The sequence below is a fragment of the Bradyrhizobium sp. in8p8 genome, from assembly GCF_000426845.1.
GTDB classification, from domain to species: Bacteria; Pseudomonadota; Alphaproteobacteria; order Rhizobiales; family Xanthobacteraceae; genus Bradyrhizobium; species Bradyrhizobium japonicum_C.
This window is the reverse complement of sequence record NZ_AUGD01000007.1, coordinates 109,655-135,867: the sequence shown is the minus strand read 5'-3', so window position 1 is coordinate 135,867 and position 26,213 is coordinate 109,655. Positions and strand designations below refer to the sequence as shown.

Here is a 26,213-nt window from a genome sequence, read left to right as displayed (position 1 = left end):
TCGCACCCCTGCGGACCGCCCTGCCGGGTGGCGGGGAAGGTCAGCCGGATGGACCGGGCATGCGCCGGCCGGTCCCGGTGCCGCGAGCGTGCAGACGCACCATGCCGGCTTCGGGAAGCGGAATGCGCGCGCGACCTCGGTCATCGCATCGCGAACAGCTCCTGATGAAACCGCTGCTCGACAGGAAAGCCGTGCGCGCTGAAGTCTCGCCTGAGCGCTTCACCGAACGCCGTTGGACCACAGAACCAGACGCTGGCTTTACGCCACTCCGGCACGGCCTCGCGAATGCGTTCGCCGGTCAATCGCCCGTCGCGCGCGTCGACGAGAACATGCAGCCGGACATTGGCTGACCGCGCATCCGCCGCGAGCTTGCCGAGAGCCTCCTCGTCGACATCGGCCGTGGCGTGAAACAGATCGACGGGCTGCGTCACAGAGCAGTTCGGCGCATCCTTCCGAAGGGTCATCTGCTTCATGCGTGCGACGAAGGGCGTGACGCCGATGCCCGCGCCAATCCAGATCTGACGCGAGCAGTCATCGTCGAAAGTGAAGCAACCATAGGGGCCTTCTACCTTCACCTCCTGTCCGACACGGAGCATCTCGCGCAGCCGGCTGGTGTGGTCCCCGAGCTCCTTGGTGATGAAGGTGATCCTGGGATACTCGGCGCTCCAGCAGGAGGCAATCGTGTAAGGGTGGGCGCCCTCCGAAATGTCCGACGTGGCGAAAGCGAACTGGCCCGGTCGATGGCCCGGCCAGCCATGAGGCACTTCGATCTCGGTCTCGATTGCTCTGACGCCGGGATAATACTTGAGCGAGGTGATCCTGCCCTTGACCTGGCGCCCGGCGCCAATGCGCCGCATGAGCGCAACAGCCGCAGCCCACGTGCCGCCGACCAGCAGTGCCCCCACGATGCCTCCAAGCGGCGACATCCAGTAACTGAACTTCATCAACGCCACCGCGTGAAAGACCAGCACAAGATACGCGATCGCGAGGAGCCGATGGGTCTTGTAGAAGAGCCGGTATGGGAACGCCTGGATGAGCGCCAGAGCGATCAGCACCACAGTGCCGTAGAAGGCCCACTCGCCCAACCCCTCCGCCGGACCACGCAGGCCGGCAAGGAAGGCCTCGACCGAATTCCCGATCGCCGGCCTTGGCCCACGCTCCGGCCGCGCCAGCAACCCCAAGCCGACTGCCCATTTCGGGCCGCTGGCCCAGAGCCAATGGACGATGGCGGTCGCCAGAGCGGCGATGCCGAACCATTTGTGCAGGCGGTACATCTTGTCCAGACCGCCCAGCCAGGCCTCCGGCCAGCGCGGTCGCAGCGCGAGAACCATCGCCATGCTCATGCATCCCATGGCCAGGATGCCGCTCAACTGCACCATTCTCTGGCGAAGCGGGAAGAAGGGGCCGGGCCCCAACGGCTGGGGTTCCGCAACCAGCCACAGCAGGACCAGAACCGCCAGACTGCCCCAGAAGGCTCGCTTGAGATTCTGCATGTGGCCTCTCTCATGCCGATAGCGACGCGACGAACTGCCGGGCACAATGGACCGATCCAGCTGCGTTGCATTGAGCTGACTCAACCCTTCATCGAAATCAGCAGCAGGAGCAGCCCGGTCCCGGCTTTTGTGGTTGCTAAGCCGGAGACACCACGGCTTCGTAGATGTCCTCCTCCTGAGCAGTGTGCATGCGTACCAGCGTCTCGATCGCCTCGATCACGCGCTGAGCGTCTCGTACAAGATAGCGGTCGATCTTCTCCGACGGCAGATCCTCCGCGATCCGCGCGAGTAACCGCGCGAGATGCAGGATTTCGCGATGTGCACGGCTCATGGCAGAGAGCCCGTGGCGATCGCGCAGCACCTTCGTGAGCTTCGGATAAACGCTGTCTTCATCCTCGCGTTCGTGAGCCACGACGCTGCTCTGAACCAGCCGGTGGGCTTCGCCGATCATCGCAGCGGCGGATTCAGGCATCACATCGTCCAGCGCGTCGACGATCTGCCGCAAGCGGTCAAGGTCCTTGAAGAGGGCCTGATGATCGTGATGCAATGTCCGCCCCTGCTCCGCGGTGATGCGAGGGCCGCTCCTGGCGAGGGACGGGGCCAGGGCGCGCAGCGCGTTCAGGATGACGGCAACGTCGATCACCTCCTGCACGATCGCAGCAGGCACGGGGTCAAGCCAGCCGACGGTTGCGGCGATCATCGCGACCAACGACAATCCCATGCCGGCAAATATGCTCTGCATGGCAATGCGTCGCGCCCGCTGCGAGATCATGATCGCTTCGCCGACCCGATCGAGCCGGTCGGTGAGAATCACCACATCTGCCGCCTCGGACGAGGCGCTTGCACCGCGCGCGCCAAGTGCGACGCCGACGTCGGCCACCGCCAGCGCCGGGGCGTCATTGATGCCGTCGCCGACCATGATGGTCGGATGCAGCCGCTGCTCGCTACGCACCGCCTCCACCTTGTCGGAAGGAACACGGTCGGCCAGCACGGCATCGAGATCGAGCGCTGCTCCGATGGCCTGCGCCGTCGCGGCGCGATCGCCCGTGACCATCACCATCCGTGCGATCCCGGCATCTCGCAGCAGCCGGATCGCGCGTGGCGTATCCGCCCGCAGTTCGTCCGCCAGCAGCAGCGCACCGGTCATACGACCGTCGACCGCGACGAAGACGATCAGGGCCGAGCGCCATGAGGCACGCCGAATCGCTCGCAGCTCCCACGACGACGGCTCGATATGCGAGCGAAACATCTCGCGTGAGCCCGCCGTGACCTGGCGTCCGTCGATCACACCGCTCAGGCCAGACCCCATGGTCTCCCTGACATGTTCCGGCGGCGCCAGCTCGAGGCCATGCTGGACGGCCGCAGCGACGACCGCCTTCGCAACCACGTGATGCGAGGCCTGCTCGAGCGAGGCCCCGAGCCTGAGAACCTCATCCGGATCCTCTCCTGGCGCGACTTCCACGGACAGCAACCGCGCTCCGCCGATCGTCAGGGTGCCGGTCTTGTCGAACAGCACCGTGTGTGCGCGCGCCAGTGCCTCCAGGGCGCCTCCGCCCTTGACCAGGATGCCACGCCGCGCGGCTTGGGCCACACCGGCGATGAAGGCCACGGGGGCGGCCAGAATCAAGGGGCAAGGCGTCGCCGCCACCAGCACGGCAAGGCTGCGGGTCAAGTCTCCGGAGATGTGCCATGCCACATAGGCGATGACGAGTGTCACCGGCAGGAAGATCAGCGCATAGCGGTCGGCCAGCCGCACGAAGGGGGCTTTCGCCGTCTGCGCCGCCGTCACCATGCGCACGATGCCGGCGTAGGTACTCTCGCCGGCCACCGCGGTCACGGTCAATTGGAAGGTCTCTCCCGCGTTCAGCGAGCCGGAAAGAACGGCACTGCCGCGTGTCTTCTCAACCGGGATCGGTTCGCCCGTCACCGCGGATTCGTCGATGGTGGCGAACGCCGAGCCGACGATTCCGTCGACCGGAACGATCTCGCCGGCCCGCACCAGAAGCTCTTCGCCGACCGCGACGTCCTCGATCGGAACATCCTCGATCCGTTCGCTGGACTTGCGATGTGCCAGCCGCGGTGCGCGATCGACCAGCGACCGGAGGTCCCGCTCCGCCCGGGCGACCGCGATCTCCTCCAGCACGTTGCCGCCGGAATACATCAGCGCGACCACGGCGCCGGCAAGCGGCTGCCCCAGCGCCAGCGCCGCGCTCATCGACAGCAGCGCGATCGCGTCCACGCCGACGCGGCCGCGCAGAAGATCCGTGACAATGGAGATCGCCAGTCCTGCGATCACCGGCACCGTGCCGAGCGCCCAGGCGAAGTCGGCCAGATCAGGCCGGCCCGCGGCGCGCGCGAGGGTACCTGCGGTCAATCCCGCGATTGCAATCGCGACCAGAGACCATCGCAGAACCCGATCAAACGACACGGCCTGGTCTCCGCTGCTGGATACGCATGGCACTCCTCCGCAAGCAGCCTCGCCGATCGAGCCGCTTCATCTCAATCGCTGCGAACTGAGGCCGGAGCAACGGCTGCGCGGCGGCCGGAACGGGGCCGGCGCAAAAGCCATTTCAGGCAACTCGGCGCGGCCGTCCTTCGATTTCCGCTATTGTTGAGGAACGTTGCTCTTGCTGTGCATGAACACCATCATCTCTTCGAGGGTGAGCTTCCCATCCTTGCTGCTATCCATCGCCTTGAATATTCGTTCATGAGCGGCCTGAAACTCCGGCGAGGAGACGCTGCCGTCACCGTCGGCGTCCATCAATGCGAAGACGATGCGGAACACGACCGGCGGCTCCATCCTGTCACCGCCCATCTTGCCGCGTCCCTTCATTCCCTGCCCCATCATCCCGTGCCCCACCATTCCCATCATATCTCCACCCGGCGTCGTGCGTCGCTCCGTGGACTGGTTTGCCGGAGAACTTGCCTGCGGTGACGCGGGCGCCTGGTCCTGCCCTGGATGATGGGACTCATGTTCCGCGGGCGATTGAGCCAGAGCCGTATGGCCCAAGGCGGCGAACAGGAACGCTGCAGCAATGGTTCGGCATCGCATGGTGCTTCCTCCGGCTGGTTGTGACGTAACAACGTGTCGAACCTCACCGAGTTCGCCTTGACCCAGGTCAACGCGGGGGCCATGCGGAGAGGACCCTGCTCGGCAGCGATGGGCATCTCTGGCGTTGTGCCGGATGAACCCGCCAGCGCAAGGCACGGCGCGGACGTGCTCAGCCGTCGGTGGAAACGAGCGCTTGTCGCGGCACGCGCGACTGGGGATCGTCGGATGAACGTCGATGACGCCGCTGACCGACGCCTTCGCTCAACATCTCGCCGGTGGCGATGTTGACAAAATGCAACGAAGCGCAGGCGGGACATCGGACCGAGACGTGGGTCGCCGCGGCGTCCGCCATCGTGCCGGGTAGCCAGTGCTGCACGTTCATGCCGGTGCGGGGGCACTTGAATATGATGTTGCGCTCCATGCTCCCCATATGCGCCCGTCGTTGCAGCATTGAAATTGCGGGCCAACACCTACGCAAATGTCCTGAACGGACCCGCGCGGACACCGAGCGCCCGCAGGAACGATCTCGGCCGGCGTTCATTCCACCAGGTGGCGCCCTAGCCATCGCGGCGGAGCTCAGGGAACATCGCATGTCGAAGATCATCGGATTGCTGTCGGCGGTGTGCTGCATCATCGGATCCACCGCCCCGAGCCTCGGCGCGGATCCCCTCAGCGGCAAAGACATCGCAAAGCGGTGGTGCGCAACTTGCCACCTCATCGAGAGCGGCCAAGCAAGCGCCTCCGATCAGGCACCGCCGTTTACCTATCTCGCGAAGACACCCGATTTCGATCAGAACAGGCTCGCGTTTCTGCTTCTCGTCCCGCATCCGAACATGCCGAACATGTCCCTGAACAGGGCGGAGGTCGCGGATCTCGCCGAATACATCGGGTTGCTGAAATGAGTCCCGCCGCAGGGCATGCGCCGGTGCGGCCTCATGTTCGGCGCAATCGAACCGCGGCCGCTCCGGACATCTACGTAAGGACATCGCCCTACGAATCCTCCCGAAATATCCAGACCTGACCGGCTGGCTTAATTGAGCTCCATCAGAAGGAGAATCCGATGCTGACCACCGCCCTCGACGTCAACCAGCCGCTTCGTCCCAAGACCGCGCAGGCGTCCCGCGTGGCCGATTCATTCGCAGCCCTGGCAGGATTGATCGCGAGTGAGTTCTCCTACCAGAAGGATGAAGAGATTTTCGGGGAGGACGAGCCGGCCGAATACGTCTACCAGGTCGTGTCGGGTTCAGTCAGAACATACAAGCTGCTGTCGGACGGCCGGCGTCAGATCGGGTCGTTCCATCTGCCCGGCGACGTATTCGGCCTGGAATCCGGAGCCACCCACCGCCTCGCGGCGGAAGCGATCGTCGATACGACGGTGCGTCTCGTCAAGCGAACTGCGCTGGAAAAGGCCGCGACCACCGACGTCCAGGTTGCGCGCAAATTGTGGAGCATGACCGCCGCGGAGCTCAATCACGCCGAGAACCACATGCTGCTGCTGGGCCGCAAGAACGCCATGGAGAAGGTTGCGGCGTTCCTTCTCGAAATGGATCGGCGGCTGGCCGGCGCCGGCATGCTGGCGCTCCCGATGTGCCGCCGGGATATCGGCGACTATCTCGGGCTGACGCTGGAGACGATTTCTCGCGCGTTGTCGCAGCTGCATAGCGAAGGCATTCTCGGCTTTTCCGGTGCGAGGCAGATCGTGCTGCGCAATCGTCAGCACCTCAGGGACATGAATATCTGATTGCGTTCTTTGAGCTGGATCAAGCCATGTTTCTGACCCTGATTATAGCGTTGTATCGGCATCGGGAACGCTTTCTGAGGTCCCGTTACCGACAGGAGCGAAGCTCGGATTCGTAAGACAGGCCGGGCACCGCTTCCCTAGCTGGATGCAGAAACCGCGAGCATGGAGCAGGCCGGAGAGCGGCTCCGCCGGAGGGTTCGATGGAACGAGCAACGGCAACGCGGGTTTGCTGGAATGAGCTCAGCCCCTGGGCGAAAGAACCAGGCGACCAATCGGCCTCGGCGCTCCCAGGGAGCCCCGGGGCCGATTTTCGTCGACCTGTAGGGATGGCCTGGGCGAAGGAGTAAGCGATCAGGAGAGCCGCCATGCTTGCCGACATTCACACCGACGATCTCGCCGCCGCCGTGCGCTACGCACTGGAAACGACCCGCGCCACGACTGTTTGCCCCTTCCACGACGACGTCATCGTCCGCATCGGGGACGACGCGGCCGAGAGCCACGCCTTCGAACGCGCCAAGCGAATCGTCAAGAGCGACGGCACGAAATGGGACAAGGAGGCTCTCAGGGGCGAGCTCAGCCGTCAGCTCGGAGCTGCCGCCGACGGCCGCTGTCCCAAGTGCGATCCGAAGGCCTCGCGCCCCTAGTCGCAGCGAGTGGTCCGTTGCAGCAATCTAGCGCGGCGCCGGGCGTCCATGAATGAGCCGTGCAGATCGGGCTTTTGAACAGTGCGCGCAGTCTATCCCGAGGCCAGATTCCCGTGAAAGTGACAAAGCCGATCGCCTCCATCATCCGCGGGAAATCCCGGACGGACACTCCGCCGGCTGACGAAGACGATGATCGTCAGCTTTCGCCGTCAGCCGAAAGGCGCCAGGTCGTCGAAGAGTACGCCGACAATTTGAGGAAGATCATCCGAAGACTTCTTGGAAAGCTGAATTGAGCACTCGTGGGTGCACCGCGCGTAGCGGGAAGGCGAAGCTTGATTCAGCGCAAGGGCGGAGAACGCAGCCCTGCTAGTAAAGGTCGAGATTGACAGGGAATGCTCGGATGACGCTGACAAAATGGTACGTGGTTCTCGCGATGTCGGCTGGTGCGGTCACCTCCGCGATCGCCCAGTCCGACTTTCCAGCCTCCCCGAGCGCCAAACAAGAAGCGCCGCGTCTCGTCGAGGTTATGGGCATGGCGCAGATTGAGCATCTCAAGCTCTGGTATGCGGGCAAGGCGAAGAACTGGGACTTGGCCGCATATGAGTTGCGGCAGCTGACCAACAGCCTGGCGGAAGCAGCCATATTCTATCCGGCGGTGCCCGTCAGCAACGTGACCACGATGAAGGAGCCGCTGCTCGCGGTCGCCGACGCGATCGCGACGGGAGACGAGCGCAAGTTCGCAGCTTCCATGCGCGTGCTGACCGACGGCTGCAACGTCTGCCACACCTCGATGGGCCGCGGCTTCATTGCCATCACCGTTCCCGCGGGCGGGCAACCGCCTGCCAACCAGATATTCTCGCCGCCGGCGGCCAGCCGGAAGAAATGATGCGCCGAGCGCCGCATAGCTGCGCGCGCGGCGGGCGTGCCTCACCCGGATCGCATCTTCGATGCGCACCATTCTCCCTTCAAGAGAGGTGAATCCGGTTCGTGCGCGCATCCGCCCGAGGCGGAGTTGAGCCGCATCAACCCAAGGATTGAGCGCCGTCTTACCTTCGCCTGGTCCAGCTGTCAGATCGGCGCCCTCCCCATGACCGAGCAATCCATTCCGGCCAAGGCTTTGGCCGCCGAATTCTGGCAAACGCCGAAGGACGAGCTCTGCCGCACGCTGGGCTCGGGTCCGGACGGACTGACACAGACCGAAGCGAGCCGGCGGCTCGCCGTCTTCGGAGCAAACCGCGCGGATGCCTCGCAAAGCCGGTCAGCCCTGCGCAAGCTCGGCCACCGCCTCTGGAATCCCCTGATCGCGATGCTGCTGGCGGCGGCAATCGTGTCCGGGCTGAGCGGCGATATCGGCAGCTTTGCCATCATCGCAGCCGTACTGTCCCTCTCCATCACGCTTGATATCCTCCAGGAGCATCGCGCCGAGCGGACGGCGGAAGCGTTGCGGGAATCCGTCGCGATTCAGGCCGACGTCATCAGGGACGGCAGGGAAGTGACGATGTCGGTGACGGCTCTCGTCCCCGGCGACGTCGTGAAACTCCGCATCGGCGATCTGATACCGGCCGATGGCGTCGTCCTCGATGCCCAGGAATTGCAGGTCAACGAAGCATTGATGACAGGCGAGCCGTTTCCCGCCTTCAAGACGGCCGCGCCCTGCTCGGCGGCATTGCCGGCGGACGCCACCAACGCGTTGTTCGCGGGCACCAGTACCGTCGGCGGAAGCGGCAAGATGCTGGTCGTGAGGACCGGAGGCCGGACACGCTTTGGCGCGATCGCCTCGGCAATGGCCGCCAGCGCGCCACCGACCGCGCTCGAGGAGGGCGTTCAAAGGCTCGGACTGCTGATCCTTCGACTGACACTCTTCCTCACGCTGTTCGTGCTGATGGCTCATCTCGTCGCGCAACGTCCCGCAATGGAGTCCTTCCTCTTCGCGGTCGCGCTCGCCGTCGGCCTGACACCCGAGCTGCTGCCGATGGTGATGACGGTGACCCTTGCTCGCGGCGCGCTGCGCATGGCGGAGCGGAAAGTCATCGTCAAGCGGCTGTCCGCAATTCACGATCTGGGCGCAATGGACACGCTTTGCGTCGACAAGACCGGCACGCTGACAGAAGCGAGAATCACGCTGGAGGCGCATATCGATCCCCAAGACCGGTCCAGCGATCGCGTCCTGGACTTCGCCCGCCTCAACAGCACATTCCAGACCGGCGTCAGAAGCTCTCTCGACGACGCGATCTTGTCGGCGAGCCGCGACGGCCCGGACGGCTGGGTCCGGCTTTCGGAAGTCCCGTTCGACTTCGAGCGGAGATGCCTGTCCGTTCTCGTCACGCGGCACGACGAACACATGCTGATCGCAAAGGGAGCTCCGGAATCCATCTTGGCCCGCTGCGTTGCCGTGGAGATCGACGGCCTCACCCATCCGCTCGACGCCGCATGGCAACAGAAAATGGCCGATATCCAGGCTCGGTATGCCCGGGATGGTTTTCGGCTCCTTGCCGTCGCCGTCAGGTCGATTCCCGCCGGGCAGCAGACGATTGCGGTCGGAGACGAGACCGGTTTGACCATGATCGGCTTCTGTGTCTTCGCCGATCCGCCGAAGCAGGATGCGGCCTCGGCGATCGAGGCACTCACCTCGCTCGGCGTGACGATCAAGATCCTCTCGGGCGATCATGACGCCGTGGTCTCGCATGTCGCGCGAACGGTCGGCCTTCCGTCCGGACGCGTGATGACCGGAGCCGAGATCTCCGAGCTCACCGATGCCGCGCTCGCCGCGCGGGTCGATGATGTCGATCTGTTCGCCCGGATCGACCCCGATCAGAAGCGACGGATCATCGCCGCGCTCCGGCACCGCAATCATGTCGTCGGTTTCATGGGAGACGGCGTCAATGATGCCCCCGCGATACACGCTGCGCATGTCGGCATCTCCGTCACGGGCGCGACCGAGGTCGCCCGTGCAGCCGCCGACTTGATCCTGTTGGCTCCCGATCTCTCCGTCCTTGCCACAGGCGTGCGCGAAGGCCGCAGGACCTTTGCAAACATCCTGAAATACGTCCGAATGGGAACGAGCTCGAATTTCGGCAACATGCTCTCTATGGCCCTGGCGTCGATCGTGCTTCCATTCCTGCCGCTGCTGCCCCTGCAAATCCTGCTGAACAATCTGATCTACGACCTCTCCGAAATCGGCATTCCCTTCGACGAGGTCGACCCCGAAGATGTCGCCCGGCCGGAGACGTGGGACATGAGGAGCATCCTCCGTTTCTCCATCGTCATGGGTATCGCCTCCTCGCTGTTCGACGCGATCACCTTCGTGGTCCTGCTTGGGGTGTTCGAGGCGGATGCGACACTGTTTCGAACCGGGTGGTTCGTGGAATCGATATTCACACAGATCCTGGTCATTTTCGTCATCCGGTCTCGGCGCCTGCCGTGGCGCGCAAACCGACCGCACAATATCCTGATTGCGACCTCGGTCGGCGCCCTTTTCGCCGGGCTCGCGCTTGCGTTCGGTCCGTGGAGGGGGCTGTTCGGCTTTACAGCGCTTTCAGGAGGAATAGTTGCGGCGATAGTTGCCATCGCAGCTGCCTATCTGATCTCGGCGAACGTTGCCAAACGGCTGGCAATCTCGGAGCCTGACGCCTGAGATGGTCGATCTCGGCTGATACCGCGCGTGAAGGCGACAGCGCACCGACCGGAGCCGCACTCAGCTGGAGGCAAAGCAACCTACTTCGGTGGCTGAAGCCCCCGAGAGTTGACCCATTTGTCGAGGAGAGCTGCGACATCGGCCCGACGAATCTTAGCAAGCAGGTCGTCCCGCTCGCGGCCAGACGTCAGTTTGGCGGCCTGCTCAAGGAGCTGTTCGGCCCACGCTGAAAGGCGGTTCTGAAACGATACGGTCTGCCATCCCTTACCGGTGCTCAGACCGCACTTGGATAAATTTGTTCGCGGTGAACTTCCCGGCCGCTCTCGTCGATGACGACGATCTGGAGCTCGGGATGACCCGTCGGCTTTTCTCTCCGCACCTTTTCGGCAAGGCTCTTGCTATGGGCAATGGCGGCGCCATCACTCACAAGCTCCAGCCCCGACCTGTCCCGGACGGGCACGCCGTCCTTCATATCGAAATAGTAGGTCAGCATCGGCTCTTTCCCGCGATCTCGCGCGGCTCTGTTGAAATCGATCATTCTGAGAAAAAAGGGCCGCCGAGATGGGGGATGGACCTCGGCGGCGACTTTACGGCGCAACCCCGTTTGGGTCACGCGAACCGCACCTTAGAGGGGCCGGGAACCGGGAGGCTTGATCCGGATCAAGCCAGATCTGCCGCGACAGGAGCTGGACGCCTCGTTCGCCGGAGATCAATTGCGCATGACCTAGCCTCGCCCACGGTATTTTGATAGGTGCATCCCTACCTCGATAAGGACCATCTTCGCAAACCGCCCCTATAATGGTAATATTTGCCGGCAAATGCCGGGGGAAGTGCGCCATGCATCGGTACATCGTTCGAGCGAATATCGACCACTACATCGCGCTGTTGAACGACACCGACCTCGTGCCTGACCGCCGAAGCGCAATCACCAAGCTGCTCATCGCCGAAGAGGACGGGCTGGGACAGGATCTGGAGCAGCTCGAGTTCTTCGAACATCGGGCCGCAGCCGGACGCAAGCGCGTGGAGCACGTCGCGACCCTGCGCAATGGTTTCGCTTTCGGAACGCCAGAACGGCGACAAGCAGAGGAGCTGCTTCTGAACCTCGAGAATCTTCAGACGCTCCTGGAAGATACGTGTCATCGCCTGCGCAGGAAGATCAATTCGCGCGGACTTTGATCGCCTCGCAGGCTCGATGTGAACTCTTGCAAGGCAAGCCGCGGCCGTCGACGCGCGCTGCAGTCACGCGGCAACCGGCTTGCTTTCCTCGCTACGCTTGCCGAGCAGCGGCGCGAACTGCTCGGACGTCACCGTCTCGTTCGTGATCAACAGCTCCACACCGGCGTCGAGGTCAGCGCGCCGCCGCTGAAGGATGTCGCGGGCGCGGCGGTCGCCCTCCTCGATCAGGTTGCGGACGGCGAGATCGATCTCGCGGCCGGTCGCCTCGGCGGCGCCAACGATCTTGTCCTGCGCCGCGCCGAGAAACGCCTGCGGCTTGGGCGCATAGGTGCGCTGCCCCACCGTCTCGTCCATGCCGTATTTGGTCACCATTTCGATCGCGACCTCGGTCGCGCGCTGAAGATCGTCGGCGGCGCCGGTGGAGATTGCACCGTCGAAAATCAGGCGCTCCGATGCGCGTCCGCCCATCAGCACCGCGATGCGGTTCTTGAGCTCTTCGATCGTCAGCAGGAACCTGTCCTCGGTTGGACGCTGGATGGTGTAACCCAATGCACCGATCCCGCGGGGAATGATCGAGACCTTCTGCACGGGGTCGACGCCGGGCAGACTGGCCGCGACGAGGGCATGGCCCATCTCGTGATAGGCGACCCTGCGCCGTTCGTCCTTGCTGAGCACCCTGCTCTTCTTCTCGATGCCGGCCACGATCCGCTCGATGGCAGTGACGAAATCGTCGAACGTGACCTCCTCTCCGCTCCGTCTGGTCGCCGCAATCGCGGCTTCGTTGATGAGGTTTGCGAGGTCGGCGCCGGTGAATCCGGTCGTGAGTCCCGCCACCTTGTCGAGGTCGACGTCCTTGCCCATCTGAATCTTGCGGACGTGAACCTTGAGAATGGCAACGCGACCGTTCTTGTCCGGCCGGTCAACCAGAACCTGCCGGTCGAACCTGCCCGCCCTCAGCAGTGCGGGATCCAGGATCTCCGGGCGGTTGGTGGCCGCCAGCAGGATGACGCCGGCGCTGGGGTCGAAGCCGTCAAGCTCGGACAGCAGCTGATTGAGCGTCTGCTCCTTCTCGTCGTAACCTCCGAATGACAGCGGCCCCCGACTGCGGCCGAGCGCGTCGAGCTCGTCGACGAAGATGATGCACGGTGCCGCCTTGCGGGCCTGCTCGAACAGATCGCGCACGCGCGCTGCGCCGACGCCGACGAACATCTCGACGAACTCCGAGCCCGAGATCGAGAAGAACGGAACGCCCGCCTCTCCGGCCACGGCGCGGGCCAGCAGGGTCTTTCCCGTGCCCGGCGGTCCGACCAGCAATATTCCCTTGGGCACATGCGCTCCCAATCGACCGTAGCTCGTGGGGTCCTTGAGGAACGAAACAACCTCCTGGAGCTCGAACTTCGCCTCATCCACTCCGGCGACGTCCGCGAAGGTGACCTTGATGTCCTTCTCGACATAAACCTTTGCGCGGGACTTGCCGATCGCCATCAGCCCGCCCAGGCCCTGGCCGCCGCCCATGCGGCGGCCGATCCAGAACCAGATCAGAAAGAAGGCGATGACGGGAAAGATCCAGGACAGCAAGGTCTGCAGCGCGCCGGCGCCGGGAATGCCGGTCACGCTCACGCCTTTGATTGCGAGCTTGTCGGCCAAAGCCATGTCGACCCGCGCGGTCACGAATGCGGACTTTCCGCTCGGAAGCGGCTCCTTCAGCTTCCCCTGAATTGTATCCGAGCCGACCGTGACTTCGGCGATCCTGTCCTGGGCGAGCAGCTGCTCGAACTGGCTGTAGGGAATGGTTTCAACCGAGCTGTACGTCGACAGGCCGAACTGCAGCATGGCGAGCAGCATGCCGCCTGCCAGAATAGCGGCCATGAACATGGCTTGCTTTCGTGAACCTTGATCGGACTCCACTCTGCTCTCCCATGGCACTCGGCTGCGGTACGAATGGTAATGGGCAACGGCGCCTTCTGCTTGATTCAGGTCAACACCACGACCATCACGCTATCGTGCAAGCATCCGCAATTGCGCGAGGAGCTGAGGCGCATCTCGACGGTTGCGCCGGCCCTCAATGCTGCGCAATCCGGCCGTCGACCACCTGGATGATGCGGTCGCACCGGCGCGCCAGGTCGAGATTGTGGGTGACGAGCAGGAAGCTCGTGCCGCTCTCCCGATTCACCCGCCGCATCAGCTCGAAGACGGCATCGGCCGACTTCGTATCGAGGTTGCCGGTCGGCTCGTCCGCGAGCACGAGATCCGGATTCATGGCTAGGGCCCTCGCCACGGCCACCCGCTGCTGCTGGCCACCGGACATGTTGTTGGCGAGATTGTCTCCGAATTTCTCCAGCCCGACCTCGGCAAGGAGATGATCGGCCCGGGCTGCGATCTCCGCGCTGGGAAATCCGCGATCGGCAAGCATCGGCATCATGATGTTTTCTCGGGCGGTGAAGGCCGAGATCAGCAAATGATGCTGAAACACGAAGCCGATGGTATGTCCCCGCAGGTGCGTGAGTTCGTCGTCACCCAGCAACGCCGTATCCCGCCCCTTGATGAGGAGCCGGCCGGACGTCGGCCGATCGAGCAGGCCGACGATGTTCAGCAGCGTGCTCTTGCCAGAGCCGGACGGGCCGATCAGAGCCAGGAACTCGCCATGATCGAGCTCGAGGTCGATGCCGTGCAACACCTCGGTCTCGGTTGGCAGGCCCACATTATAGGCCTTCCGGACGCCCTCGAGCTTCAGAATCGCGTCAGCCACGGATCGCCACCACCGGATCGAGCTTCGCGGCGCGCAGCGCCGGCGCCGTCGCAGCCAACAGCCCGGTGACCGTGGCGAGCACCGCCGTATAGATGAAGAGACGTCGCTCCAGGATGAGCGGAAAGAACTCGCTTCCATCAGCCTGGCGGGCAACGGCGTGCCAATAGATCAGCGCAAGAGCGCCCATCGCCGCGCCGAACAGGGAGCCGACAAAGCCGAGCAGCCCGCCCTGGAGCAGGAACACCCGCAGGATCTGGCCGCGCGAGGTACCCATCGCCCTGAGGATGCCGATCTCCTTAGAGCGCTGGATCACCGACACGATGAGCACGGCTGCGATGCCGAAGGCTACCGACAGGCCGACAAACACACGGATCAAGGTGTTGGTGTAGATCTGCGCCTGGACGGCGGTGAAGAACTGCGCGTTGGTGGCAATCCAGCTGTCGGCCTCTACTGCCGTCGCGGCCTGAATCCGCCTAGCGATGGTTTCGGCCGCATAGATGTCCTTGATCGTCAGGTCGATGGTGGTGACGCCCCCGATCATGCCGAGCAGAGATTGTCCGGTCCGCAATGCGATGAAGGCGACCCGCTGATTCGCGCTCTTGTTGCCGAAATCGACCAGCCCGGAGATCGTCAGCACCCGGTTGGCAGAGCTTGCCGCCTGAAGATTCAGCTTGTCGCCCACGGTGGCGCCGAGATTCTTGGCGAGCTCGGTGCCGATGATGATGTCCTCGCTGGTCAGCCGCGCGCTGCCGGCGACTATGTAGTCCGGCACCTTGACGATGTTGAAATACGTGTCCGGCTCGATGCCGGTCAACGTCACCGCCCGGCTGGCGTCGCCGCGGATGGCCAGCGCGGATCCCGTGATGGTGGGTGAGACCGCGGTAATTTCCGGCATGGCGAGCATCTGGGCTCGGATCTTCGGCCACTGGTCGATCGAGATCACCCGCTGGCTCGGCCGCTGCACTACCGCATCCTCGATCACGCCGGCGGCGTTGCGCAGGGGACGCGCGACCTGATCCGGCGTGAGGAGCTGGATCTGCGGCTGTGACGTCAGCACGCGCCTGATGAAATTTGCCTCCATGCCCGCGAGCATCGCCGACATGAAGACGATGACACCGACGCCGATCGAAATACCGCCAATGATGAAGATGGTCTGCAGTCTCCCTTCGCGCAGGAAGCGCACCGCGGCGATCCATTCGAATGGCAGCCAGCGATTCATGGCAGGACGGCCCGCACCCGCTGTCCGGGCACCATGCCGGAGCTTTGCGGAATGGCAACGTCACCGGCTTCAAGTCCCGCAGCGATCTCGATGTTGCTGTTGCCGCGCAAGCCAAGCTTCACCGGGCGCTTGACCGCCCGGCCACCCTCGATGGTCAGAACCCAGGGCTGTCCGGAGAGGATGTCATGAACCGAGCGGACGGGAAGCACCTTCGCATCGTCCTTCGCGGCAACCTCGATATCGACCGAGACGGTCATGTCCTGACGCAGTTCTTCCGGCGGATCCGCCACCGTCAGCTTCACCTGGACCGTCGCGCGGGAAATGTCGATGCCCGGATTGATGTAGGAGAGCTTGGCGGCGAACCGCCGGTCCGGATAAGCATCCGCGGATGCCAGCGCGCTCTGCCCGAGTGCGAGCTTTCCGAGATTGCGCTCGTCGATCTGCAGCACCAGTTGCAGGTCACCCGAAGGCGCAAGAACCAAGAGCGCCTTGCCCGGCTGCGCCACGGTGCCTCGCTCGACGCTGCGGGTGATGAGAACGCCGTCCCGAGGAGCCACGATGGTCGCATAGCCCAGGCGGGATTCCGCCGTGTCCAGGTTGGCACGCGCCTGGTTGAGCTGGGTCTGCGCCATGACATAGTCGCTGCCGCCGGGACTGGCGGTATAGACCTGGAATTCCGCCGCGCGCTTCACGGCGCGCGCGACATCGAGAGTCTTCTGCGCATCATCCAGCGCAGCCTTGGTCGCGTAGCCATTGCGTTCGAGCTGCGCCGTGCGGTCATAGGTCTGCTGGGCGTTGAGGAGCGTCGCTTGCGCCTGCGTCAGCGCCTCCTTTGCGGACGGCAGCGTCAGCTCTTCGAGCTGCCTGATCCGGGCTTCGGCCTGGGCTACCGCCCCCTGCGCCTGGATCACGGCCGCTTTCAGTTCGCGTGCTTCCAGCGAGATCAGCGACTGCCCCTTGGTGACCTTCTCGCCCTCCTGCACCAGCACCTCCGCGACAGTGCCGGTAATCTGGCTGCCGATCTCGACCCGGTACGGCGTCTCGACATGCCCGCTCGCCACCACGGTTTCGACCAAACGACCGCGCACGACCTGGTCGACCACGACGGAAGGCCCGAACAGGACGCGGACGCCCTGCCAGGCGCCGAGAGCGAGCAGAACGAGAACCGCGAGCACAAGCCATTTGCGCGCGAGGATTCCTGACCACACGGATGCGACCCAGGGCCTGTCCTTATGCTCCTGCCTCGGAAGAGATAGTGTCTGCTCGACCATGACCGTGCGCGGTTGCGAACTCCGCCAGATTCGCTGGGGAAGGTTCAATTCTTGCAGAAGCTACCGCACCACCCGAGCTCCGGATTGCGCCAAGTCAACGCACCGGCTGGAAAATTCGCGCTGCCGCAAATTCCGGACTTTGCATCGGTCTATCCAGTTCCGGCAGCAGGTCTCCAAGGAAGCGTGCTCTGCAGATTGACCAAGATCAATTCGGCTCCAGCTCACTCATCCAGACTGGCGCAAATCGCATCTGCGGCCGCAGCTAGACAGAGGGATTGGAAATGGCGCACAAACAGGTCCTGTTTCACTCGGCAGCTCGTGAGAAAGTCTTGCGCGGCGCGTCACTTCTGGCCGACGCCGTGCGCGTCACGCTCGGGCCGAAGTCGAAATCCGTCCTGATCCAGAAGTCGTGGGGCGCACCGATCGTCTGCAACGACGGCGTCACCATCGCCAAGGAATTCGATCTCAAGGACGCCGAAGAAAACCTGGGCGCGCAGGTGCTGCGGCAGGCCGCAGAGAAGACCGGCGACGTCGTCGGCGACGGCACCAGCACGTCGACCATCCTGGCCCAGGCGATCCTTTCGGACGGCGTCCGCAACGTCGTCGCAGGCGCAAGCGCGATCGACCTCAAACGCGGCCTCGATCGTGGCACACAGGCTGCCATCGCCGCCTTGCACGCGATGGCGAAGCCGGTGCAGACCAGGGCGGAGAAGGTTCAGGTCGCCACGATCTCGGCACACAACGACATCGCAATCGGTGAGCTGGTGGCGGATGCGATCGAGAAAGTCGGCGGCGACGGCGTGATCTCGGTGGAGGAATCCAAGACCACCGAGACCCTGCTGGACGTGGTCGAAGGCATGAAATTCGACCGCGGCTTCCTGTCGCCCTATTTCGTCACGGATGCCGACCGCATGGAAGCCGTGTTGCAGGATCCCTGCGTGCTGCTTTGCGATCACAAGATCGGTGCCCTGCGCGATCTCGTTCCCCTGCTCGAGCAGGTCGCCAAGAGCGGCCGCTCGCTTCTGATCATCGCCGAGGACATCGAGGGCGAAGCGCTGGCGACTCTCATCGTCAATCAGCTTCGCGGCGTGCTCAAGGCTTGCGCGGTCAAGGCGCCTGGCTTCGGCGACAGGCGCAAGGCCATGCTGGAGGACATCGCCATCCTCACCGGGGCGCAGGTGATCTCGGCGGAGATCGGCCTCAAACTGGAAAGCGCCACCTTGCAGCAACTCGGTCGCGCCGCGCGCGTCGTCGCCGACAAGGAGAATACCACCCTGATCGGGAGCGGCGGCGATCGCGCCCGCATCGAGGCGCGGCTCGCGCAAATCCGTGTCGAGATCGAGAAGACGACGAGCGATTACGACCGCGAGAAGCTCGAAGAGCGCCTCGCCAAGCTGTCGGGCGGCGTTGCCGTGATCCGGGTGGGAGCACCGACCGAAGCCGAGATGAAGGCCAAGAAGGAAGCGCTCGACGATGCGATCAGCTCGACGAAGGCTGCGGTGGCCGAGGGCATCGTGCCGGGCGGCGGTCTCGCCCTGCTCCGCACGGTCGCAGCGGTAGCCAAGGAAGAGGCCGCCTGCGAAGGTGACGAACGAACTGGCGTGCAGATCCTGAAACGGGCACTTGAGGCGCCCGCGCGCCAAATCGCCGAAAATTCCGCGACCGATGGTGGCGTCGTGGTTGCACGGATGCTCGGCAGCGAGGGAAGTTTCGGCTTCGACGCCGCCCGGAAGGTCTATGTCGATCTCGTGGAAGCCGGCATCGTCGACCCGGTGAAGGTGGTACGGACCGCGCTCGAAAACGCCGTGTCCGTCGCAAGCGTGCTTCTTCTGACGGAAGCCACAATGACGGAGATCCCGGAACCGAAACGCGATCGGTTGCCCGAGCCCGACATGGCGATGTAACGGCGGCGAAACTGCCGCGATCGACCGGTACCAGCCGTCGATGCCGAGGCCGGCGATGATCTGGCAGGGGACGAGACGATGCCCTATCGCTCCAACAACGATCTCCCCGCGGGTGTGCGGCACCACTTGCCGCCTCATGCTCTCGATATCTATCGCGAAGCATTCAACCACGCCTTTGCCTCGCATGCCGGGGATCTCCGGCAAGAGGAGATTGCGCACCGCACGGCTTGGGCCGCGGTGAAGCGCTCCTACGTGAAGCTCGGCGATGAATGGGTACCAAGGAGACCAGGCTGGTAGGCCACGTGCTCTCGATCGCTCCGCGACCGAGACATGTCTGGGAGACTGACGCGAATTCACGGATCTCAGCCTTGGGCACGGCTATCCAGTTGTCCGATCACCGCATCCAAGCTCGCACGCACCAGTCCCGAGATTGAGCGAAATCAACCAACGCACGATCGCCACGGCTATTCTCCTCGACGACCGGAATGGTCAACCTCGAAGGAGACAATGATCATGGCAACCGAGACCAAGTTACCTGTCACCAAGACGTCCACCGCGCCGGCAGCAACCGGAGAGGCATGGCAGCCGTTCCAGGCGCTGAGAAATGAAATCGACCAGATTTTCGACGATTTCGGCAACGGCTTCTGGAAGCGGCCGTTCCGCTCGCTCGCCCGACTGGAACGCGATCTGTCCAAGAATTTCAATGCGCCGGCCGTCGACGTCGCGGAGAGCGAGAAGGCCTACGAGATCACGGTTGAGCTTCCGGGCCTCGACGAGAAGAACATCGAAGTCAAGCTCGCCAATGGCGGTCTCACCATCAAGGGCGAGAAGAAGGAAGAGACCGAAGAGAAGAAGAAGGACTATTACGTCTCCGAGCGCCGTTACGGCTCCTTCGAGCGCTATTTCGCGCTTCCGGACGGCGTCAATTCCGACAAGATCGAGGCGACGTTCAAGAACGGCGTGCTCAAGGTCGTCCTTCCCAAGACCGAAGAAGCTCAGAAGCCGGCCAAGACCATCAACGTGAAGGCCGCCTGAAGGCCCGCGACGCGAGGCTGCGACAGTCGCAGCCTCGCCTCACTCCGGAAACCCGCCAGCGAATTCGAGGACACAACATGCGCGCGCATCACATCATGACCAAGGACCTGGTTGCCGTAACGCCGCATACGACGATCGAAGAGGCGGCCAAGATCATGCTCCGAATGCACATCAGCGGCCTGCCCGTCGTCGACGACGCCGGAAACCTCGTCGGCGTGGTCTCGGAGAGCGACTTCCTCCGCCGCAGCGAGATCAGCACCGGCCGCAGGCACGCCGCCTGGCTGAAGTTCTTCATGGGACCGGGACGCTCGGCTGCCGAGTTCGTTCACGAGCGCGGCCGCAAGGTCGCGGACGTCATGACGAAGCAGGTCGTCTCGGTGCAGGAAGACACCGATCTCGCCGAGCTGGTCGACCTGATGGAGAAGAACGACATCAAGCGCGTCCCGGTCCTGCGGGGCAAGGCGCCCGTCGGGATCGTCACCAGCACGAATTTGCTGCAAGCCGTGGCGAGCCTCCTGCACGAAATTCCCGATCCGACCGCCGATGATGAGCACGTTCGCGAGCGCATCACGCGCGCAGTCAAGGCCACGGACTGGCGTCCGATCGGCTTTGAGGTGAATGTCCGCAACGGCGTCGTGCATCTGCACGGCCTCGTCACCACCGACGAGGCACGTCAGGCCGCCATCGTCGCCGCCGAGAATACCGCCGGCGTCAAGGAGGTTCACGACCATCTCTGCTTCGTCGATACCTACACCGGGTTGTATGTGGAATCGCCCGAAGACATGAAGGCCGCTGGCTGAACTCCTGCCGATCGTGGCCGCCATGCTCGGATGGTTCGTTCGTATTCTCTTCGCCATAGCAGCGCCGATTACGGCGCTGTTCGTGGCACGCGACGCGCTCAACTTCGGCTTGATCCAGACCATCGTGACCATGTTGCTCGTGACTGCCCTGGTCGGGCTGATTGCCGCCTTTACCGGGCGGGACCGACAGGCACCGCGCTAGCAGCCGACGCGGCACGGCCGCGGGCCTCTGGAGTGCCGCCTGCGGGCTCACCCGCTCTGTCGAGCCGACGCGCGAAGCCGCTGATGACGGTCGGCCGGCACAGCTCAGGCAGGTGGTGAGCCGGTACTCCGGGAGTGCAAGTTTTCGCTCCTCCCGCGGCTACGGATATTACCTTAGGTGAAGCCCCCAAATTTCAGTCGGACGCTTCATGCGTTAGTAAGAATCTTGCCAGCACGCACCGGCAAGAGGCCTGCGATGAACCACTCGATCTACACTGCGGAGAAGGCAACGCATCTGAAAGTGGTCGCTGCCGGATTGCTGGCCGGAATCGCCATCGTCGCGGCCACGCTGTCGGTCCGCTTTGCCGAATCCGAATTGAGCCCGCTGAGCGCAAGACATGTTCATCAGGCTCACCTCGTGCAGACACCGACCGAAATGGCCCAACGTTAGTCGAGATCAATTGTTGGAGGACATTCAGATGACCAACGAAGCAATCAAGGCGCTGATGGTCTTCGCAATGTACGGCATCCTCGAACTCGCACTGTACTTTTCGGCGACGATCAAGCCTTCCAAGCAAGCCGCCCGTGCGACAGCCGGCCGTGCTGCGAATCCCGATTTCACCGGGTCAGAAGACTAGGACGCGGACTCATTAAGGCGCAGCCACAATCTGATGGATGCGCGTTGAGCGAAAGCAGGGTAATTGGCGGCCAGCCTGTCGTAGCGTGTCGTCACACGACGATACTGCCCATTAAAGAACCGCTCGTTGCAAGCGCGGTAGGAGATGGGGCTGAAGCAGATCGGACCGCTGCGATTACTTTTCGGAATGTTGGCGCAAGACCCCAAAATTTCACTGAGGACACGTCGGTCGTTTACCCGGGGAACGCCACGCGGTTTGTTCGGCAGCATCGGCTTGATTGCCGTCCATTCGTAATCCTCGAGTTGCAAATTCGAACGCTAGTGCAGAATCAACGGGTATTACGGTAGGAGCAGTCCATGCCGTAGTGAGTAGCTTTGCCGCATGCACTCAATGACCGACGGATTGCACGACTTCTGACTGATAAGTAGAGTCACGACGATTGAAAGCAAATTCCCTGCGGTCGATCGTGATGGGATTGTTGCTACGATACCAGCCATCGCCAAAGTGGGCGACGGTAGAGAGTTTATCGATCGCGTCGAGAGCGAGGCGCTGCCGCTTAGCTATGGTCGATCGCTCACTTGCATTCCGCGCGCTGCTTCTTGGCCTCTCCGGATTTGTTTCTGGAGGTACCACTGCCGGCGCGGAAGGTGTGCCGCCCCCTGCAAATCCCTTGCTCCTGGTGGACAACGAAAATGTGCGGCTAGAGGGCAAGCTTGCCGTGCTTATGGGCGCGTTTGGCTCATCGGGGACGTGGTACGGGCTAGATTCGCTTACACCTGGATCGACGTACCAGCGGAGAAAGGGTTGGTTTGAAGGTTGGTTCGCTCCTGGCTTCGAGATCGCGCTGCGCCCTTCTCAGGGATGGGAGCTGTTTGGCGGCTTTAGCGTCGGCTTCTCAGGTACACTCGGCGTCGATCCGTTCGATCAGAAGAACCAAGGCGCTGTGCTGGTCGAGAAAGCCTATGGCGGCGTCCGAACGCGCAATCCCGCCGATCAGCTGAACTTCGAGATTTCTGCCGGTCAGCAGCCCTACGGAATCGGCACGGGAATGATCGTCTGGCAAGGCGCGGGAAACGGCTTCGAGCGCGGCGCCGTGAGCCTGCTGCCGCGCCTTTCGTGGGAAAATACAGCGATCGCGCGCGTTACCTTGGGCGGCTGGAAGGCAGAGGCCTTCCATCTCGATCCTAACGAACTGAAGTCGGCCGACACGGAGACACGTCTGGTCGGCGGCGTGCTCGAATATGCCTGGGGCGCTGGCTCCCGCGTCGGCGGCGCCTATGTCAAAGTGCAGAACTCGACGGCCCCTTACCCCATCCCGACATTTCCATTGATCATCCCCAACGGGCGAGACGGCACCGAGACGTGGTACGGCTATGGCCGGATTGAGGGGACGGCCATCGGCCTGCCGGCGGCCTGGATCCGCGGTGAACTTGCCTTACAGCGCAACGACCGGATCGATATGCGCGCCAACGCCTGGTACGGCGAAATCGGCAATCGTTTTGCAAGCCTGCCGATGACACCGGCCTTGTCCTATGGTTATGCCTCGTTCTCCGGCGATAACCCGTCGACGCGGACGTATGAGCGGTTCGACCCGCTGTTCTATGGGAACGGTCTCGAGAATTGGTGGTTTGGCGCATCGAGCGCCTACACGTTTCTGAACTCGAACGTCAACTACCATCGCGTTACGCTGAACCTCGTTGCGACCCAGCAGGACTTCCTGAAATTTCAGTTCATCCACACTCGCGCCAATGAATTGAATTCGCCGCTTCAGTTCGGGCAAGGCGCGCGGCTCAACGTGGTCAACGGAAACCTCCTGCTTACCACCGGCGTGGCGCACCACGATCTCGCCGACGAGATCTATGCCGAGTGGACACATGTTTGCACGCCACAGATCGCCACGACAATGTGGGGCTCGGTGGGCGTTCCCGGTCGCGGCATCACGTCTCTTCCCGGCATCAACTCCGAGACCTGGCTTTCCGCCGGTTTCATTGTCTCGTTGAAGTACTGATCATGACGCAGAGAACGGAAAAACAGAGCGTGGCCGGTGGCCGGCGATGGAGCGCGGCGGTCGGGGCCGCGGTGCTTCTATTCATCGGGGTTTCTGGTGGCTTAGCGCTCAGTCGCGGCGCTTCCATCGATTCATCCGCGGGCGCCCAACAGTTGTGCAGCGCCTATTTTGGGCTGCCGAAGAACACAACGGTCACCCGCGGCATGATCTTCGTGGCTGGCGGCAGCTATCGAATGGGGTCGGACAAACACTTCCCTGAAGAGAGACCGCAGCGGGTCGTCAGCGTTGACGGCTTCTGGATCGACCGCCACGAAGTGACCAACGCACAATTCGCGGCATTTGTTGCGGCGACCGGCTACATTACGGTCGCCGAGCGCCCGGTCGATCCCGCGCTTTATCCGAGCGCGCCCCCACATCTCCTGTTGCCCGGCGGCATGGTCTTCCATGCGCCAGCCGCGCTAGGCAGCGCCGAGGATTTCCGGCAGTGGTGGCGCTACACGCCTGGCGCGAACTGGCAGCACCCTCAAGGGCCTGGCTCGTCGATCGACGACCGCATGAATCACCCGGTGGTTCAGGTCACCCACGAAGACGCAGCAGCATACGCGCGCTGGGCGGGGCGCGACCTGCCGACGGAGGCGGAGTGGGAATTTGCCGCGCGCGGCGGGCTGGATGGCGCCGAATATGTCTGGGGTGACGAGAAGACCCCTTCAGGTGTCTGGCAGGCGAATGTTTGGCAAGGACGTTTTCCGGTATCCAATCAACTGCTGGACGGATTCGAGGGAACAGCTCCGGTCGGCTGTTTCGAGGTCAATGGTTACGGCCTCTTCGACATGGCTGGAAATGTGTGGGAGCTAACCGCTGACGACTATCGCGACGCGCGGGGCTTCCAGCGTGGCATGAAGGTCGTCAAAGGCGGCTCGCACTTGTGCGCCGACAACTACTGTTTCCGGTACCGCCCGAGCGCGCGTCAGCCAGCCGCCCTCGACTCCGGAAGTTCGCACATAGGCTTCAGAACAGTTCTGCGAAAAGGGGGAGACCACACATGATTCGATTGCTTGCGATCTCCACGGCGTTGGTACTGGCAACGACCTCGCTTGCTGCCGCCCAACAACCGGCGGCTCAAGCTCCTGCGCAGCAAGCTCGTCCCGCGCAACCGCCGATCCTAGCGCGGCCCAACATCATCATGATCATGGCCGACGACGTCGGCATCACGAATGTCGGCGCCTATTCGCATGGCATGATGGTTCCGACACCCAACATCGACCGGATCGCTAAGGAGGGCGTGCTCTTCACGGATCACTATGCCGAGCCAAGTTGCACGCCTGGCCGTGCCGCGTTCATCACGGGCCAGATGCCGATCCGCACCGGCCTGACGACGGTCAGTTCGCCCGGCTCAATGATCGGGATCGACGAGCGCGATCCGACGCTCGCCGAAGTGCTCAAACCGCTGGGCTATCGCACAGGCCAGTTCGGAAAGAACCATCTCGGCGATCGCAACGAGCACCTGCCGACCGTCCGCGGCTTCGACCAGTTCTTTGGCAATCTCTATCACCTCAACACGGAGGACGAGCCCGAGGACCTGGATTGGCCAAAGGACAAGGCATTCAACGACAAGTACCGGCCGCGCGGTGTCCTCGACTGCGTTGCGATGCCGCAAGACAATCCGGCGCCAGCCGACCCGCGCTTCGGCTCATGGGGCCGGCAACGCTGCACCGATACGGGGCCGCTGACCCGCAAACGCATGGAGACGGTCGACGACGAGTTCCTTTCGCGGACCCTGGCATTCATGGATGAAGCAGTAAAAGCGCGCGAGCCATTTTTCGTCTGGCATGCACCCTCGCGCATGCACATCTACACAAATTTGCGGCCTGAAAGTCGGCTGCTTGCGCAGCCCTTCTCGTCAGGTGACGACATCTACGGCTCCGGCATGATCGAGCTCGACCAGCAGGTGGGTGCGATCCTTAAGAAGCTGGACGATCTCGGCCTTCGCGAAAATACCATCGTGATGTTCACCAGCGACAATGGCGCAATGGCGGCCTGGTGGCCGGACGGCGGCACGACGCCATTCCGCTCCGAGAAAGCGACCACTTGGGAAGGCGGCGTGCGCGTGCCGATGCTGATCCGCTGGCCAGCCGCCATCAAACCGGCTTCGGTCTCGAACGGTATTCAGAATCACATGGATCTTTTTACCACGCTTTCACGTGCAGCTGGCGTCGTAGACGTTCGCAAGGACCTCCTCGAAAGTCATAAGGTAAAGATCGACGGCATCGACAATCTTGCCCATTGGCGCGGTGAGGCGCCTTCGAACCGTCAGGTCCACATCATGTACAACGAAAAGGAGATGACCGCTCTGCGCTTCGGGCCCTGGAAAACCCATTTCAAGACGCGCAACGGCTTCTTCGATCCCTTCGTCGAAAGCGCGCTGGTCTTCAACCTGCGCATGGACCCGTTCGAGCAGCGCGACGGGCATCGCTCGAACTTGTTGGCGATGCGAAAGGCGTACCTTGGCAACATGATCCGCGACATTCTAGCTGAGCACTACCAATCAATGGAGCAGTTCCCGCCTCGCCAGGAAGGGGGCACCCTCAGACCACGGTAGGCACACTGAGCATCGGTTGCCGCGGTAGGCGCTCAGCAGATATTGTCTC

The 26,213-nt window shown here is 63.2% G+C and carries 25 protein-coding genes and 1 pseudogene; 16 read left to right on the top strand and 10 right to left on the bottom strand.

What is annotated here, in order from left to right:
- Positions 1-140 precede the first annotated feature (140 nt).
- The 4 genes from K408_RS0119025 to K408_RS38220 all read right to left on the bottom strand — a co-directional run bounded on the left by K408_RS0119025 (position 141) and on the right by K408_RS38220 (position 4,966).
- Positions 141-1,493: a ferredoxin reductase family protein gene (locus tag K408_RS0119025; RefSeq protein ID WP_024340224.1), complete on the bottom strand. Its 1,353-nt coding sequence runs from the start codon at positions 1,491-1,493 to the stop codon at positions 141-143.
- A gap of 136 nt (positions 1,494-1,629) precedes the next feature.
- On the bottom strand, positions 1,630-3,921 hold the full coding sequence (locus tag K408_RS0119020; protein WP_024340225.1) for a heavy metal translocating P-type ATPase: 2,292 nt from the start codon (positions 3,919-3,921) through the stop codon (positions 1,630-1,632).
- A 177-nt stretch (positions 3,922-4,098) separates the two neighbouring features.
- Positions 4,099-4,365, bottom strand: a complete 267-nt coding sequence (locus tag K408_RS44115; protein WP_349509765.1) for an EF-hand domain-containing protein — start codon at positions 4,363-4,365, stop codon at positions 4,099-4,101.
- Between the two features lie 349 nt (positions 4,366-4,714).
- Positions 4,715-4,966 carry a hypothetical protein gene (locus tag K408_RS38220; protein WP_024340227.1) on the bottom strand — a complete coding sequence of 84 codons (252 nt, stop codon included), beginning with the start codon at positions 4,964-4,966 and terminating at the stop codon, positions 4,715-4,717.
- A 169-nt stretch (positions 4,967-5,135) separates the two neighbouring features.
- On the opposite strand from K408_RS38220, the gene K408_RS0119005 reads away from it, so the two are divergent.
- The 5 genes from K408_RS0119005 to mgtA all read left to right on the top strand — a co-directional run bounded on the left by K408_RS0119005 (position 5,136) and on the right by mgtA (position 10,564).
- Positions 5,136-5,447, top strand: a complete 312-nt coding sequence (locus K408_RS0119005) for a c-type cytochrome (RefSeq protein ID WP_024340228.1) — start codon at positions 5,136-5,138, stop codon at positions 5,445-5,447.
- A gap of 158 nt (positions 5,448-5,605) precedes the next feature.
- On the top strand, positions 5,606-6,286 hold the full coding sequence (locus K408_RS0119000) for a helix-turn-helix domain-containing protein (protein WP_024340229.1): 681 nt from the start codon (positions 5,606-5,608) through the stop codon (positions 6,284-6,286).
- 365 nt (positions 6,287-6,651) lie between these two features.
- Positions 6,652-6,930, top strand: coding sequence for a hypothetical protein (locus K408_RS0118995; protein ID WP_024340230.1), 279 nt, complete (start codon positions 6,652-6,654; stop codon positions 6,928-6,930).
- A 400-nt stretch (positions 6,931-7,330) separates the two neighbouring features.
- On the top strand, positions 7,331-7,816 hold the full coding sequence (locus K408_RS0118985) for a hypothetical protein (RefSeq protein ID WP_024340232.1): 486 nt from the start codon (positions 7,331-7,333) through the stop codon (positions 7,814-7,816).
- A gap of 201 nt (positions 7,817-8,017) precedes the next feature.
- Positions 8,018-10,564, top strand: a complete 2,547-nt coding sequence (mgtA, locus tag K408_RS38215) for a magnesium-translocating P-type ATPase (protein WP_024340233.1) — start codon at positions 8,018-8,020, stop codon at positions 10,562-10,564.
- Between the two features lie 274 nt (positions 10,565-10,838).
- On the opposite strand, the gene K408_RS0118975 is transcribed toward mgtA, so the two are convergent.
- Positions 10,839-11,057 carry a DUF6894 family protein gene (locus K408_RS0118975; protein ID WP_024340234.1) on the bottom strand — a complete coding sequence of 73 codons (219 nt, stop codon included), beginning with the start codon at positions 11,055-11,057 and terminating at the stop codon, positions 10,839-10,841.
- 344 nt (positions 11,058-11,401) lie between these two features.
- On the opposite strand from K408_RS0118975, the gene K408_RS0118970 reads away from it, so the two are divergent.
- Positions 11,402-11,740 carry a hypothetical protein gene (locus K408_RS0118970; protein WP_024340235.1) on the top strand — a complete coding sequence of 113 codons (339 nt, stop codon included), beginning with the start codon at positions 11,402-11,404 and terminating at the stop codon, positions 11,738-11,740.
- 63 nt (positions 11,741-11,803) lie between these two features.
- Here K408_RS0118970 and ftsH read toward each other — a convergent pair whose 3' ends face one another.
- The 4 genes from ftsH to K408_RS0118950 form a co-directional block, all read right to left on the bottom strand.
- Positions 11,804-13,648 carry an ATP-dependent zinc metalloprotease FtsH gene (gene ftsH / locus K408_RS38210; protein ID WP_024340236.1) on the bottom strand — a complete coding sequence of 615 codons (1,845 nt, stop codon included), beginning with the start codon at positions 13,646-13,648 and terminating at the stop codon, positions 11,804-11,806.
- A gap of 154 nt (positions 13,649-13,802) precedes the next feature.
- Positions 13,803-14,489: an ABC transporter ATP-binding protein gene (locus K408_RS0118960; RefSeq protein ID WP_024340237.1), complete on the bottom strand. Its 687-nt coding sequence runs from the start codon at positions 14,487-14,489 to the stop codon at positions 13,803-13,805.
- Positions 14,482-15,708, bottom strand: coding sequence for an ABC transporter permease (locus K408_RS0118955; RefSeq protein WP_024340238.1), 1,227 nt, complete (start codon positions 15,706-15,708; stop codon positions 14,482-14,484). The genes K408_RS0118960 and K408_RS0118955 overlap by 8 nt, the downstream gene beginning before the upstream one ends.
- A complete protein-coding gene (locus K408_RS0118950) occupies positions 15,705-16,979 on the bottom strand; it encodes an efflux RND transporter periplasmic adaptor subunit (RefSeq protein ID WP_024340239.1) in 1,275 nt (424 codons plus the stop codon). The genes K408_RS0118955 and K408_RS0118950 overlap by 4 nt, the downstream gene beginning before the upstream one ends.
- A gap of 281 nt (positions 16,980-17,260) precedes the next feature.
- Here K408_RS0118950 and groL point away from each other — a divergent pair, with 281 nt between their 5' ends.
- The 7 genes from groL (at position 17,261) to K408_RS42135 (ending at position 21,557) form a co-directional block, all read left to right on the top strand.
- Positions 17,261-18,883, top strand: a complete 1,623-nt coding sequence (gene groL / locus K408_RS0118945; protein ID WP_024340240.1) for a chaperonin GroEL — start codon at positions 17,261-17,263, stop codon at positions 18,881-18,883.
- A 78-nt stretch (positions 18,884-18,961) separates the two neighbouring features.
- Positions 18,962-19,180: a ChaB family protein gene (locus K408_RS0118940; protein WP_024340241.1), complete on the top strand. Its 219-nt coding sequence runs from the start codon at positions 18,962-18,964 to the stop codon at positions 19,178-19,180.
- A gap of 216 nt (positions 19,181-19,396) precedes the next feature.
- Positions 19,397-19,918, top strand: a complete 522-nt coding sequence (locus K408_RS0118935; protein ID WP_024340242.1) for an Hsp20/alpha crystallin family protein — start codon at positions 19,397-19,399, stop codon at positions 19,916-19,918.
- A gap of 77 nt (positions 19,919-19,995) precedes the next feature.
- Entirely contained in the window at positions 19,996-20,718 is a 723-nt protein-coding gene (locus K408_RS0118930; RefSeq protein WP_024340243.1) for a CBS domain-containing protein, read from the top strand.
- Between the two features lie 22 nt (positions 20,719-20,740).
- Positions 20,741-20,920 (top strand): hypothetical protein, encoded by a 180-nt coding sequence (locus K408_RS0118925; protein WP_024340244.1) that lies wholly within the window; start codon positions 20,741-20,743, stop codon positions 20,918-20,920.
- Positions 20,921-21,175: 255 nt separating this feature from the next.
- On the top strand, positions 21,176-21,370 hold the full coding sequence (locus K408_RS0118920; protein WP_024340245.1) for a hypothetical protein: 195 nt from the start codon (positions 21,176-21,178) through the stop codon (positions 21,368-21,370).
- Positions 21,371-21,398: 28 nt separating this feature from the next.
- Positions 21,399-21,557 carry a hypothetical protein gene (locus K408_RS42135; RefSeq protein WP_155248507.1) on the top strand — a complete coding sequence of 53 codons (159 nt, stop codon included), beginning with the start codon at positions 21,399-21,401 and terminating at the stop codon, positions 21,555-21,557.
- Between the two features lie 203 nt (positions 21,558-21,760).
- On the opposite strand, the pseudogene K408_RS44315 reads toward K408_RS42135, so the two are convergent.
- Positions 21,761-21,865 (bottom strand): annotated as a pseudogene (locus tag K408_RS44315) (transposase); the annotation flags it as partial.
- A 254-nt stretch (positions 21,866-22,119) separates the two neighbouring features.
- On the opposite strand from K408_RS44315, the gene K408_RS38205 reads away from it, so the two are divergent.
- Genes K408_RS38205 through K408_RS0118900 form a run of 3 tightly spaced genes read left to right on the top strand, consistent with a single transcriptional unit; the run spans position 22,120 to position 26,164 of the window.
- Positions 22,120-23,565 carry an alginate export family protein gene (locus K408_RS38205; RefSeq protein ID WP_162250036.1) on the top strand — a complete coding sequence of 482 codons (1,446 nt, stop codon included), beginning with the start codon at positions 22,120-22,122 and terminating at the stop codon, positions 23,563-23,565.
- 2 nt (positions 23,566-23,567) lie between these two features.
- Positions 23,568-24,611 carry a formylglycine-generating enzyme family protein gene (locus K408_RS0118905; RefSeq protein WP_200948531.1) on the top strand — a complete coding sequence of 348 codons (1,044 nt, stop codon included), beginning with the start codon at positions 23,568-23,570 and terminating at the stop codon, positions 24,609-24,611.
- Positions 24,608-26,164: an arylsulfatase gene (locus K408_RS0118900; protein ID WP_024340248.1), complete on the top strand. Its 1,557-nt coding sequence runs from the start codon at positions 24,608-24,610 to the stop codon at positions 26,162-26,164. Before K408_RS0118905 ends, K408_RS0118900 begins: the two co-directional genes overlap by 4 nt.
- Positions 26,165-26,213 lie beyond the last annotated feature (49 nt).

What these genes read in the sequence shown, in the direction of transcription:
- K408_RS0119025 (WP_024340224.1), bottom strand. Translation starts at nt 1,493, where the DNA reads ATGCAGAATCTCAAGCGAGCCTTCTGGGGCAGTCTGGCGGTTCTGGTC.
- K408_RS44115 (WP_349509765.1), bottom strand. Translation starts at nt 4,365, where the DNA reads ATGATGGGAATGGTGGGGCACGGGATGATGGGGCAGGGAATGAAGGGA.
- K408_RS38220 (WP_024340227.1), bottom strand. Translation starts at nt 4,966, where the DNA reads ATGGAGCGCAACATCATATTCAAGTGCCCCCGCACCGGCATGAACGTG.
- K408_RS0119005 (WP_024340228.1), top strand. Translation starts at nt 5,136, where the DNA reads ATGTCGAAGATCATCGGATTGCTGTCGGCGGTGTGCTGCATCATCGGA.
- K408_RS0119000 (WP_024340229.1), top strand. Translation starts at nt 5,606, where the DNA reads ATGCTGACCACCGCCCTCGACGTCAACCAGCCGCTTCGTCCCAAGACC.
- K408_RS0118995 (WP_024340230.1), top strand. Translation starts at nt 6,652, where the DNA reads ATGCTTGCCGACATTCACACCGACGATCTCGCCGCCGCCGTGCGCTAC.
- K408_RS0118985 (WP_024340232.1), top strand. Translation starts at nt 7,331, where the DNA reads ATGACGCTGACAAAATGGTACGTGGTTCTCGCGATGTCGGCTGGTGCG.
- mgtA (WP_024340233.1), top strand. Translation starts at nt 8,018, where the DNA reads ATGACCGAGCAATCCATTCCGGCCAAGGCTTTGGCCGCCGAATTCTGG.
- K408_RS0118975 (WP_024340234.1), bottom strand. Translation starts at nt 11,057, where the DNA reads ATGCTGACCTACTATTTCGATATGAAGGACGGCGTGCCCGTCCGGGAC.
- K408_RS0118970 (WP_024340235.1), top strand. Translation starts at nt 11,402, where the DNA reads ATGCATCGGTACATCGTTCGAGCGAATATCGACCACTACATCGCGCTG.
- K408_RS0118955 (WP_024340238.1), bottom strand. Translation starts at nt 15,708, where the DNA reads ATGAATCGCTGGCTGCCATTCGAATGGATCGCCGCGGTGCGCTTCCTG.
- K408_RS0118950 (WP_024340239.1), bottom strand. Translation starts at nt 16,979, where the DNA reads ATGGTCGAGCAGACACTATCTCTTCCGAGGCAGGAGCATAAGGACAGG.
- groL (WP_024340240.1), top strand. Translation starts at nt 17,261, where the DNA reads ATGGCGCACAAACAGGTCCTGTTTCACTCGGCAGCTCGTGAGAAAGTC.
- K408_RS0118940 (WP_024340241.1), top strand. Translation starts at nt 18,962, where the DNA reads ATGCCCTATCGCTCCAACAACGATCTCCCCGCGGGTGTGCGGCACCAC.
- K408_RS0118935 (WP_024340242.1), top strand. Translation starts at nt 19,397, where the DNA reads ATGGCAACCGAGACCAAGTTACCTGTCACCAAGACGTCCACCGCGCCG.
- K408_RS0118930 (WP_024340243.1), top strand. Translation starts at nt 19,996, where the DNA reads ATGCGCGCGCATCACATCATGACCAAGGACCTGGTTGCCGTAACGCCG.
- K408_RS0118925 (WP_024340244.1), top strand. Translation starts at nt 20,741, where the DNA reads ATGCTCGGATGGTTCGTTCGTATTCTCTTCGCCATAGCAGCGCCGATT.
- K408_RS0118920 (WP_024340245.1), top strand. Translation starts at nt 21,176, where the DNA reads ATGAACCACTCGATCTACACTGCGGAGAAGGCAACGCATCTGAAAGTG.
- K408_RS42135 (WP_155248507.1), top strand. Translation starts at nt 21,399, where the DNA reads ATGACCAACGAAGCAATCAAGGCGCTGATGGTCTTCGCAATGTACGGC.
- K408_RS38205 (WP_162250036.1), top strand. Translation starts at nt 22,120, where the DNA reads ATGGTCGATCGCTCACTTGCATTCCGCGCGCTGCTTCTTGGCCTCTCC.
- K408_RS0118905 (WP_200948531.1), top strand. Translation starts at nt 23,568, where the DNA reads ATGACGCAGAGAACGGAAAAACAGAGCGTGGCCGGTGGCCGGCGATGG.
- K408_RS0118900 (WP_024340248.1), top strand. Translation starts at nt 24,608, where the DNA reads ATGATTCGATTGCTTGCGATCTCCACGGCGTTGGTACTGGCAACGACC.